Annotated in this window: 10 protein-coding genes; 8 read left to right on the top strand and 2 right to left on the bottom strand. The window is 42.7% G+C overall.

Translation table 11 applies throughout. From position 1 onward, the window contains the following. Window position 1 precedes the first annotated feature (1 nt). From ABDK00_RS10245 to ABDK00_RS10215, 7 genes are all read left to right on the top strand, one after another. Window positions 2–1,447, top strand: coding sequence for an O-antigen ligase family protein (locus tag ABDK00_RS10245; protein WP_346239107.1), 1,446 nt, complete (start codon window positions 2–4; stop codon window positions 1,445–1,447). Window positions 1,448–1,545: 98 nt separating this feature from the next. Then, window positions 1,546–2,160 (top strand): acyltransferase, encoded by a 615-nt coding sequence (locus ABDK00_RS10240; RefSeq protein ID WP_346239106.1) that lies wholly within the window; start codon window positions 1,546–1,548, stop codon window positions 2,158–2,160. 1 nt (window position 2,161) lies between these two features. Next, window positions 2,162–3,355 carry a glycosyltransferase gene (locus tag ABDK00_RS10235; protein ID WP_346239105.1) on the top strand — a complete coding sequence of 398 codons (1,194 nt, stop codon included), beginning with the start codon at window positions 2,162–2,164 and terminating at the stop codon, window positions 3,353–3,355. Beyond that, window positions 3,336–4,463, top strand: coding sequence for a glycosyltransferase family 1 protein (locus ABDK00_RS10230; RefSeq protein ID WP_346239104.1), 1,128 nt, complete (start codon window positions 3,336–3,338; stop codon window positions 4,461–4,463). Before ABDK00_RS10235 ends, ABDK00_RS10230 begins: the two co-directional genes overlap by 20 nt. Window positions 4,464–4,499: 36 nt before the next feature. After that, window positions 4,500–5,708 carry a glycosyltransferase gene (locus tag ABDK00_RS10225; protein WP_346239103.1) on the top strand — a complete coding sequence of 403 codons (1,209 nt, stop codon included), beginning with the start codon at window positions 4,500–4,502 and terminating at the stop codon, window positions 5,706–5,708. A gap of 51 nt (window positions 5,709–5,759) precedes the next feature. Next, a complete protein-coding gene (locus tag ABDK00_RS10220; RefSeq protein ID WP_346239102.1) occupies window positions 5,760–6,338 on the top strand; it encodes a gluconate 2-dehydrogenase subunit 3 family protein in 579 nt (192 codons plus the stop codon). Between the two features lie 6 nt (window positions 6,339–6,344). Continuing rightward, entirely contained in the window at window positions 6,345–8,012 is a 1,668-nt protein-coding gene (locus ABDK00_RS10215; RefSeq protein WP_346239101.1) for a GMC family oxidoreductase, read from the top strand. Here ABDK00_RS10215 and ABDK00_RS10210 read toward each other — a convergent pair. Next, window positions 8,007–9,344 (bottom strand): flippase, encoded by a 1,338-nt coding sequence (locus ABDK00_RS10210; protein WP_346239100.1) that lies wholly within the window; start codon window positions 9,342–9,344, stop codon window positions 8,007–8,009. The two genes, ABDK00_RS10215 and ABDK00_RS10210, sit on opposite strands and share 6 nt — an antisense overlap. Window positions 9,345–9,624: 280 nt before the next feature. On the opposite strand from ABDK00_RS10210, the gene ABDK00_RS10205 reads away from it, so the two are divergent. Then, on the top strand, window positions 9,625–10,500 hold the full coding sequence (locus ABDK00_RS10205; RefSeq protein ID WP_346239099.1) for a beta-1,6-N-acetylglucosaminyltransferase: 876 nt from the start codon (window positions 9,625–9,627) through the stop codon (window positions 10,498–10,500). A gap of 35 nt (window positions 10,501–10,535) precedes the next feature. Here ABDK00_RS10205 and ABDK00_RS10200 read toward each other — a convergent pair whose 3' ends face one another. Then, window positions 10,536–11,906, bottom strand: coding sequence for a hypothetical protein (locus ABDK00_RS10200; protein WP_346239098.1), 1,371 nt, complete (start codon window positions 11,904–11,906; stop codon window positions 10,536–10,538). Window positions 11,907–12,013: the final 107 nt, after the last annotated feature.

The following is a 12,013-nucleotide window of genomic DNA, read 5'->3' as shown; positions in this document are numbered from 1 at the left end:
AATGTATCAATTACGCTTTGATTATAAAAGATTAACCAAGCGCACCTATATTATTATTTTAGTTGCGGTATTGTTGTCTCTTTTATTTGGAGGAGCGGCCCTCGCTACCAATATGTTTTTTGTTTCGATGATCCCCGTGATCATGGCAGTGGTGGTGATTTTTCTGGTTTTACTTTTTCGGGAACCCTTTGTTGGACTGGTTACCGTTTTTGCGTATTGTTTTTTCCTCTTTATTCTTTCGAGAGAAATAAGTGGAGATATTCAATTTGGCCTGGGCACAGAAGCGCTGTTGATTTTGACCTGGTTAAGTGTTTGGTATAATGCCAAACGATACGATTTTTCTGTTTTTCGAAATGAGCTCACGGTATTATGTTTAGTGTGGTTTATCATTAGCGTATTGCAATTGGGAAATCCTGCCGGTGCCAGTGTAATGGGGTGGTTACAGGAAATTCGGTCCACTGCGCTGTTACCATTATTAATTGCGCCGCTGGGAATGGTGCTCATCACAGATCAAAAAAAGTTGAACACCATTATCTACGTGATGATCATCTGCTCGTTCTTGGGAGTTTTGAATGGCATCAAGCAGATGTATTTTGGTTTGTCTGCCGGTGAACAGCGTTTCCTGGATGAAGGCGGAAGCATTACGCATATTGTGTTCGGCCAGTTGCGGGTATTTTCTTTTTACAGCCACGCGGGCCAGTTTGGTCCTTCACAGGCACAGGTTTCTGTGGCGTGTGCTATTCTGGCGCTTGGGTTTAAAGCATGGGGAAGGAAAATAATCCTGATCGCTCTGAGCCTTTTGTTTTTTTATGGCATGCTGATATCGGGCACGAGGGGTTCTTTTTTTGCGCTCATTGGCGCGGCGGGTTCGGCGTTATTTTTCGCCCGTAAATTTAAAATCATTGTTTTAGGGGTTTTAGTGTTGGGCCTTTTTGTGGGGGTATTAAAATATACAACCATTGGAAATGGGAACTATAATATTTACCGCCTAAGAACTGCTACGGACCCCAACGATCCATCCCTGAAAGTAAGGCTGGAAAGTCAACGCGTACTGGCTGATTATATGAAATCGCGGCCTTTCGGTGGAGGATTGGGAGTAATAGGAACTTTCGGGCATAAATATAATAGCGATAAATTTTTGTCGACGATCGAACCAGATAGTTATTGGGTGAAACTTTGGGCCATGTATGGCGTTGTGGGCTTTATTATATGGTTTTGTAGTTTGATGTATTTGATTGGAAAAAGTTTTGGCATTATTTGGACGATTAAAACAAAATCGTTAAATACCAAACTAATAGCGTTGGGATCGGGGGTGATTGGATTATTTATATGTAGTTACGGAAATGAAGTGATGAACGACATTCCATCTTCTTTAATTGTTTGGCTTTCGTTTGCCGCCGTGTTTAATGCGCGTAAAATCGAAAGCAATTTGACTAAAAAAGTGTAAACCAAAAGCAGTTCCGAAAATGCCCTTTTTATTATTTGTCATACCAGGACTTATTTTTTTTGCAATCGGTATAAAATCGGGATTGAAGCATAAAGCCAATGCCACTAAAAGATAAAATAAAATCGAGTGCCTTTCTCAAAAAGGCTACCACCTGGATGATGCGCCCCAAGCAGGATCCCAAGCCCCGCTCGTGGATGCGTATCTTCCTAAATCCCTTTGTTCATCAAAAAGGCAAGGGCGCAATTATCAGGCGCATGGCCCGTGTTGACATCTTTCCCTACAACAAGTTTAGCCTGGGCAGCCAATCTATTGTGGAAGATTTCTCTGTAATCAACAACGGGGTGGGGGATTTGACCATCGGCGATCAAACGATTATCGGTATTGGCTGCGTGATTATTGGCCCCGTAAATATTGGGAATAATGTAATGCTGGCGCAACATATTGTTGTCTCCGGCTTGAATCATAAGTATGAAGATATTGCGTTGCCACCCAGCCAGCAGGATGTAGATTGCAAGGCTATTCATATAGAAGATAATGTTTGGATTGGCGCTAACGCTGTTGTTACAGCCGGCGTCACTATCGGAAAACATGCTATTGTCGGCGCTGGCGCCGTAGTGACCAAAAATGTGTCCCCTTACTCAGTTGTGGTGGGCAACCCGGCAAGAGTGATCAAACAATATCATCAACAGGAAAAAAAATGGTTGCCCGTTTAAAATGAAGCAGATCTGGATTATTATACAGTTTATTGTAACAGCGCCACTTTGGTTTCCGCTGCTATTGTGGATTGTTAGCCGGTTTAAAAAGACATCTGGCAAATCAAAAACTTTTGCAGCCGATCAACCGCTTGCTGATATTGGCGTCATTGTCACAGCTTACCAACAAATCGACCTTATCCCCAGCGTGGTGCAATCCATTTTGAAATCTAACTACGACAATTATTTGATATATGTCGTCGCCGACGATTGTGATATTTCAGGGCTTTCTTTTTCGTCAGAAAAAGTGGTTATCCTGCGGCCGGAACAAAAACTCGCGAGCAATACCAAATCGCATTTTTATGCCATACAAAATTTCAAAAGGCAGCATGATGTGATCACCATTATCGATAGCGATAACATTGTCGAGCCAAACTATTTAAGCGAAATAGCAGCCACCATAAAAGCAGGTTTTGAGGCTGTGCAGGGCGTGAGGGCAGCTCGAAATCTGAACACGACTTACGCCTGCCTGGATGAGGCGGGAGATATGTTTTATCGCTTTATTGATCGGAAGCTGCTTTTTGAAGCCGGCTCGTCAGCGTCTTTAGCAGGTTCGGGAATGGCTTTCAAAACCGATACTTTTAAAGAAATGCTTGCCGATTTCGATATTTCAGGGGCAGGGTTTGATAAATATTTGCAATACGAATTGGTCCGGCGCAAAAAGCGCATAGCATTTACGATGGACGCCGTCGTTTATGACGGAAAAACTTCCGGGGCAGAACAGCTCGTGAAGCAAAGAGCCCGGTGGATCAATACCTGGTTTAAGTACTGGAGCCTGGCGATCGCACTATTCTTTAAATCTATTTTTAATTTCAACTGGAACCAATTTGCTTTTTCAATGATGTTGCTTCGGCCGCCTTTGTTTATCTTAGGATTTGCAGGAATGCTTTGTATAATTATAAATCTTTTCGTGTCGCCCGAACTGCTCGTGATTTGGCTGTGCTCCATTGTTATTTTTTGTTTTTTATTCGCCGGGGCGCTTCGCACTTTCAACGCCAGCCGGAGCATTTATCAGGCTTTGGTAAGATTGCCAAAATTCGTTTATTTACAAGTATTGGCCCTTTTTAAAGCCCGGGCTGCAAACAAAATTTCTGTTGCTACCAAGCACGATGTTTCGGCTTATAAAAACGACTATTATGAAACGGATAGGAATTGAGGTTCAGCGATTATTCAGGAAGAAAAAACACGGCATGGAAGTCGTGGCTTTGGAGCTTATCAAAGAGTTGCAGCAAATAGACAAGGAAAACGAATATGTGCTTTTCGCAAAAGACGACGAAGACGCTCAGTGCATTCGCGAAACCGAAAAGTTCCGCATCAATAAACCCGGCGGTTATACCTACGCCGACTGGGAGCAGTGGTCGCTTCCCAGGGAGATTAAAAAGGAAAAAATTGATTTTCTTCATGCGACGTGTAATACAGCAGCCCTGAACCCGGGTGTTCCATTAATGCTAACATTGCATGATATTATTTATCTGGAATCATTAAATTTTAAAGGAACAGCTTATCAGAATTTTGGGAATATCTACAGGAAGTTTGTGGTGCCAAAAGCCGTAGAAAAAAGTAAGGTTATTGTCACAGTTTCCAATTTCGAAAAAGACACGATTATCAAAAGACTAAAAGTACCGGAAGAAAAGGTAAAAGTCATTTATAATGCGGCTAATCCAAAATTTAATAATCAATATGACAAAGAGCTGGTAAGGCAGTTTAAAGAAAAATACAAATTGCCGGACTCCTTTATTCTCTTCCTGGGGAATACTGCGCCGAAAAAGAACACGCCGAATTTGATTGAAGCTTACATTCATTACTTAAATTCGGTTAACAACCCCGAGCCTTTGGTTGTCTTAGATTACGACGCCGAACTGGTAAAGAACAAACTGAAAGAAAAAAATAAATCAGAACTTATCAAGTGGTTTGTTTTTCCAGGGTTTATTAATGCAAGTGAAATGCCACTAATTTATAATGCCGCTTCGCTTTATGTATATCCATCATTGCGCGAAAGCTTTGGGTTGCCGATCTTGGAAGCTATGGGATGCGGAACGCCGGTCATCACTTCGAACACTTCGTCGATGCCCGAAATTGGCGGCGACGCGGCAATATATATCGATCCCTATAATCATGTTGATATCGCAGAAAAAATGCATTCGGTGTTAAAAGATAAGGATCTACAGCAGGATTTGTCGGACAAGGGTGTGAAACGTGCCGCTGAGTTTAGTTGGAAGACATCGGCTACGCAATTGTTAGACTTGTATCGATCGATGCCCTGATAGAAGCGCTATTTTTAATTTGTTTATAATAATAAAATGATTAAAAACAAAGACATCATTATTGTTGGCCAGCAACCCTGGGACACAGAGATCGGTAGCAACTGTAAGGATATTGCTTTGGAATTTAGCAAGTACAATCGGGTGTTATATGTCAATTCTCCGCTTGACCGGATATCCAAACTAAGAGGAAAAGGAGATCCTAAGGTGGACAAGCGGATTAACGTCATTAAGGGAAAAGAGCCGGGTATTGTAAAGATCAACGACAATCTGTTTAATCTTTATCCCGACTGCCTGGTTGAATCTATCAACTGGATTCCCAATACCAGTCTCTTTAAAATTTTCAACCGTGTTAATAATAAAAGATTCGCCGGGTCTATTTTAAAGGCGATCGATGAGTTGTCCTTTAAAGATTATATCCTTTTTAACGACAACGAGGTTTTTAAGGCATTTTATTTAAAAGATTTTCTGAAACCACTGCTTTCCATTTATTATTCAAGAGATAATATTGTAGGTGTTCGCTATTGGAAAAAGCATGGCGCAACACTGGAGCCCGAACTGATGGCGAAAAGCGACCTTTGCCTGGCCAATTCGGAATATTTAAAAAATTATTGTAAGGAAAATAATCCCCATTCATTTAAAGTGGGGCAGGGATGTGATTTTACGTTTTTCACAGCGGAAAATGCGGCTGTTCGGCCAGAGATGGAAGCGATTAAAAAGCCAATCATTGGCTATGTAGGTGCTTTGTGGACTTCGAGGCTCGACCTGCCCTTGCTAGAGCATCTGGCTGAGAAACGGCCTGACTGGAATTTTGTATATGTAGGGCCCGAAGACGAGCGGTTTGAAAATAGCAAATTACATCAGATGCCCAACGTGTTCATGCTGGGCCCGCGGCATCCGGAAGATTTAGCATCTTATATTATGTATTTTGATGTGTGCATGAACCCTCAATATATAAACCCTATAACCATCGGCAATTATCCCAGAAAGGTGGATGAATACCTGGCTTTGGGAAAAGCGACTATTGTTACGCAAACCGAACCGATGCTGGATTTTAAAGAGTATATTTTGCTGGCAAAGAATGAGCAGGAATACCTCGACGGCATCCAACATCTCCTGGAAACCGACAGCCCCGGATTGCAGGAGGAGAGAAGAAAATTTGCCTTATCCCACAGCTGGGAAAATAGCATAACGCTGATGTCACAGGCCTGTGCCGAAGTTGCTGCAAAGCAAAATAAGCCGTTTTAACACGGGTTCAGGAGCATAGAGCGCTGATTTGTTTTATTCGAACAACCTTTTATGAATAGAAGAAACGTTATAAAAAGTTTTTTTCTTTATGGCCTCGCCGCTGCCGCGATGGGATCGGTGTTTGAACTGCTATATTTAAACCAGTCAATAGACAAAGGATATGTTCGCTCAAAAAAGGCGCTGATTACGGCTTTGGCCGAATTGATCATACCCGCGACAGATACCCCCGGCGCTACAGACGCTAATGTTGCGGATTATATTATCCATGCTGTTATGGAGCAGTTATCAACCAAGGATGCTAATAATTTTGTCGCCGGTCTCCATGAAGTGGAAGAGGTGGCCCAAAAGAAGATGAACAAAGACTTCCTGCAATGTTCTGTAAAAGAACAAACCGAGGTGCTACTTATTGTGAGAAAAAATCATGCTTTCTTTCGCAGGCCCTTAATCAAAAAAATCGACAGAAAGCTAAGAGGCACCTCTTTTTTCGAATCGCTCAAAGAATTGACGGTGGTCGGTTTTTGTTCATCTGAAGTTGGCGCTACTGCGGCCTTGCGTTACGATTTTATTCCAACTGAGTATAAGCCCTGTATACCCTTAGAAAAGAACCAGCCAGGCTGGGCTACCAAATAAACTGTTATGAATTTTGATGCAATTGTAATCGGATCGGGAATCAGCGGCGGATGGGCAGCAAAGGAGCTGACTGAGAAAGGTTTAAAAACAATCTTGTTGGAAAGGGGCCGAGAGGTAAAGCACGGCCAGGACTATCCTTCCGCTTTGCTCAAACCCTGGGAATTTCCCAACAGGTTACAAACAACCAGGGAAGACCGCGAGGACAATCCGGTGCAGCATGGCTTTTATGATGAGGGGAGCAAGGCCTTTTTCATAAAAGATAAAGATTATCCCTATATTCAGAAAAAGCCTTTTTTATGGGCGCAGGGCAACCAGGTGGGAGGGCGGTCGCTTACCTGGGGGAGGCAATGCTACCGGTGGAGCGATCTGGATTTTGAGGCCAATGCAAAAGATGGCAACGGAGTCGACTGGCCGATACGCTATCGCGATTTGGCGCGTTGGTATGACTACGTTGAGCAATTTATCGGGGTAAGTGGAAAAAAGGAAAACTTACCACATTTGCCAGATGGTTGTTTCCAGGATCCCATGCAGCTTAATTGTATCGAAGAACATTTAAAACAATCTATCGATAATAATTTTGATCAGCGGCTGCTTACTATTGCGAGGGTTGCGAACCTTACACAGCCAATTGGAAACCGGGGTAAATGTTTAAATAGAAATCTTTGCAGCCGCGGGTGCCCGTTTGGGGCGTATTTTAGCAGCAATAGCGCCACTATTCCGGCGGCGTATCAAACCGGTAACCTGACCCTCCGGCCGTTTTCTACTGTGCTTGAAATTATATTTGATGATGTCACTCAAAAGGCGAAGGGCGTGAGAGGTATTGACACTGAAACGATGCAGCCATTTGAGTTTTATGCTAAAATAATTTTTGTAAATGCCTCTACGATCGCATCAACGGCGCTTTTGCTTAATTCCACATCGTCCCGTTTTCCGGATGGTATGGGAAATGACAGCGGAGAGTTAGGCCACAATCTTATGGATCATCATTCATCGGCAGGAGCCTGGGGCGAACATGATGGTTTCAAAGAATTTTACTATAAAGGCCGACGCCCCTGCGGTTTTTTAATCCCAAGATTCAGAAACCTGCAGGACAATGAAAGCCTAAGCTATAAGCGAGGGTATAATATACAGGGAGATGGAGAGCGCGCCGGCTGGCACGAGGCTTTAAATGCTGCGCCTGATGATTTTGGTGCATCATTTAAGCAGCAGCTTATTCATCCGGGGCCTTGGTCTGTTTGGATGGCCGGCTGGGGCGAATGCCTCCCTTATCATGACAATAAAATCAGCCTGAGTGATCAAAAAAATAAATGGGGCATGCCGCTGGTCGCAATAAGTTTCGAGTTTAAAGAAAACGAGCAGAAGATGATGGAGGACATTCAGTCGACTTGCGCCGACATGCTGGATAAGGCCGGGTTTAAAAATGTAGCTCCATTTAATTATCACAGGCCAGGAGGAGGCACGGTGCATGAAATGGGAACGGCCCGGATGGGAAGGGATCCTAAAACCTCCGTGTTAAACCGCAATAATCAATTGCACGCCGTAAAAAATGTATTTGTCACCGACGGCTCCTGCATGACTTCCTCAGCCTGCCAAAATCCATCATTAACTTATATGGCGCTAACGGCCAGGGCTTGTCAGTTTGCTTTTGACGAGCTGAAAAAGGGAAACTTATGATGGCTCGTTAGACTTTCGCTTGAGAAATTTTTTAATGAATTCGGGGTAGAAAGCCACCGCGTAAATCCAGGGGTTTAAAACATTAATGTTGAAAAATTTCTTAAGAATCGATCTGGTAATCAGGAACGCCACCACGTTCACAAAAACACTGGCGTAAGCAGCGCCCAAAATGCCCCAATACCTGATAAACACAAGGTTTGAAAGAAACACGAGAACGCCAGACAGCGTAACCAGATAGAAGTTGATCCGCGCCCGGCCCGACGCCGCCAGCACAATTCCCGATTGCCGCACATAAGGCGCAAAAATGCTGTTTATTAAAATAATCCTTAAAAGGGGAACCGAATCCTGATAGGTTTCGCCAGCCACCACCAGCATCACAAAGTCAGCAAGAATAAATAAAGCCAGAGAGCACGGCATCAGTACCGCCAGTATAACACCCACCGAGCGCTCATACAAATATTTTACGGACGCATCACCATCAGCTTCATGCCGCTTAGAACTTTGCGGAAAAACAATCGTTGACATCGCGTTGATGGGAATATCGGTCAAATTGGTGATTCTCATCGTTACGTTAAACACACCACTCGCCGCCTTTGACAGCATCGATCCCAACATCATCTGATCAATGGAACCGGCCAGCATTGTACTCACCCATACCGCGAAACTATATTTTCCAAAATTGAAGATTTTTTTAATCCACGCGAAGTCAACAAACTTGGTGAAGCTGATATATTTATACGTAAAAAGCAAAGAGACGATTGTTGCTGCTACCACGCCCAAAATGGTGGCCACGGTCAGGTAGGTAAGGTCAGCAGGCAGATCGAAAAAATAGTGATAGGAGATATAAGCGAAGGGTAGTAGTTGTTTTACCATCGGCGCCAGCGACGTTCCTTTAAACTGCAAGTTCGCTTGCTCAATGCAATTGATCTCCGACTGCAGGCCCGATATGATGAATGTGGCCGTATAAAGATTGAGCATGAGCGGCAGCACGTCTGAATTCCAAAGTTGGCCCGCTAATGGCGAAAGCAACAAAAACAAAATCGTAAGCAAAATGGAAATGCTTACGTTAATAACAAAGGTCGCTGTCGTAATCTTCTTTTTATCAGCTCGGTTAGCGCCCGACAAATATTTGATGGTAGCTTCCTGCGTCAAGCCGTTTTTAGAAAGCTCGACAATAGTAATGATGCTTACAAAAATGATCCAGGTACCGTAGTCGTTAGGTGTAAGCAGGCGAATCAGCATATAAAAGTTCAAAAACCCTAATATTAAATTGCTGCTGTTTTGGAAAACGGTGATGATGGCATTCTTTAGCCAATAATTCTTTTGGGACATTTTAATAGGCTGGTTGAGCTTGTAATTTGAATAACAACAGATCCGCTTTTATTGAATAATACAATTTCCCCATTTTGGGCTGACGCTACAAATATATCACAATGACATCGTAGTATCACCATAATCCGCAGTAGGCCTTACGGTCTTTTCAGCTAGGCGATTATTAAACTCACCAAAAAATAGCCGTCTGTTACAAATTGGCAACAACTTTGATTATATACGATGAACAAATTCAAAGGAGGTTATTCAAAAACACCTATCTTGGACTAAATTTGATGTAATGCAAATTTGTAATTTAGTATTAGCCCATAAACACCCCCATCAACTAAACCGGCTGTTAACTCATTTGTCTCATCCCGGCTGTCAAACCTATGTTCATATTGATAAGAAATCTGATCTCCAACCGTTTAAAGCTGCAGTTTCCATTTTTTCAAAAGTCAGTTTTATTAAAAAGAGAATAAGCTTGCATTGGGGAGGCCCGAGTATGATCAACGCGGTGGTTTCCTCTATTTTGGAAATAAAAGCTTCCGGAAAGCATTTCGATTATATTAATTTGATTAGCGGTCAGGACTTTCCTATCAGGCCCACGGGTGTATTTGTTAATTTTTTAGAACAGAACAAAGGCAAACAATTTATATCCTACATGGAAGGCGAATCGGCGGCATCCTGGTGGAATTCGGGGGCCAAGCGTTTTCAAAAGTATCATTTCAACGAATTGAATTTGCGATACAAATACCTTGTGCAACATGTGGCTAATAAAATTTTACCGGAGAGAAAAGCCCCCGCTGATTGGCACTTGGTGGGTGGAAACTGTGCAACCTGGTGGACGCTGACGGCGGATTGCGCCTACTATCTTGCTGAGCAGGTGGTGAGCGATAAAAAAGTAAAAGATTTTGTGAAGCTCACCTGGGGAATCGACGAAATAATCTTTCCTACGATCGTCATGAATTCGCCGTTCAGGGACGCTGCGGTGAATGACAATCTTCGTTATATTGACTGGGGCGAAAATCAGGCCCATCCGAAAATATTACAGTCGGCTGACTATGATAAAATCATTGAGTCTTCTAGTTTTTTTGCAAGAAAATTCGACGAAAGCGTCGATAGTGAAATTTTTGAACGCCTCGAAAATCAATGCCTAAAGCCGGGTCGGCCTTAGGCATCAAAATTTGGTTTTATTTAAAATAGCGGCTTTTATAAGCTCGCACCAACACCTGCAATTTTCGATGTAAAATTGATCAGGTTGTCAACTGCAGACCATTCGCTGGACATATAAATATTATTGTCATTGCGCAGATAACCGCCGCTCGACATATCGTTTACGATAATCGCATCATTGTTGTTAAAAGTAAGATTATTATACAGTTCGAGCGTTCCGTAAGTGTTATAATAGTCTAAAAGCCGGCCGGGGAACGACATGCGGTCTGTATTCATCTTTCCAACTGTGTTATTATAGACTTTCGCGTTAGCGGGCTTGAACACCGAACTCGCTTTTATATAAGGAGTAACCTGGATTTCAAAACCGCTGTATTTACGGCTATTGTATACGATGTTGTTATAGATCTCGCAGGTTTTGGTTCCTTCCACGCTGTACAACCAAAGTCTTAAAGCATTTCCCTCATGATTAGTAACAACGTTGTTGTAGAATTTACCGTTGCCGCGCGCAAAAAACACTCCATTGTGATTGTCATTTCTTGTATTGATATTGTCGATCCGGTTGTCGTGTATGCTGAAGTCTTCAACATTTCCCACGGAAACTACAGAGCCGGGGCTCGGCGAGTTGATACAGGTAACGTTAGCAATTTCTAACTTTTTAATAAGTCCGATAAAGCTGTTTGATGATACATCTCCGCCAAAGAAAAACAACGGGCCAACATTGTCGGCATCGATATTCAGGAAGGCGAGATTGTAAGCATAAGAACTGGCAGAGCCATTATACACCATTGATTTTAAATCAACATAGCTAATTACATAGTCGCTGACATTGGAGAAGCGCATGTTTTGTAAGGTGAAATTATTAATCGTTCCCGATAGCATGATCGCCCGGTAGGAACTATTCGTAAATGAGATGCCACGATCATTTGACGATTGACCGGCACCTGAAACGGTTACATTATTCAGATTAGCAAGATTCATTAGCTTTCCACCGTTAAATGTAATTTGCCCGTCATTAATAAATGTAACCCGCGCGCCGTTGGATGGCACAGAAATGTTCCTGATGGTGATGGCGTTGTACGCCCCCCCTTTGATTTTTACCAGATCGCCATTTTGGAAAGTGATTTTCGCGCCGTTAATGGTCAGGTTATCGCCATCAATAGTCAGGTTGCCCGACCCGGATCCTACCTCCAAAACCCGTCCGCTTGGCGGAGTGGTGGGCGGTGGCGGCGTTGTTGTTGTTGTGTCCACTTTCGACGTATCTTTTACTACCGTTGTGTCGGTGGATCCTCCTCCGGATGGGGTCTCTGGATAGGTAAGAGGTAGACTTTCTTTAGTACAGGAAGAAAAAAATAAAATAGAAACAGAAATTGAGGAGCATAAAACTGCGAAAACAAGTGCTCTGCGCATACGAAAAATAATTTTAGAATTGATTTAAACGTTTTGGTATCAATTTTGCCTATTAATAAACAAATATTGATACTTTGTAATTTGATTGAAAAAAACTTTAATAAAAC

Source organism: Niabella insulisoli (genome assembly GCF_039652435.2).
Classification (GTDB): Bacteria; Bacteroidota; Bacteroidia; order Chitinophagales; family Chitinophagaceae; genus Niabella; species Niabella insulamsoli.
This window is presented reverse-complemented; position numbering and strand designations above follow the sequence as displayed.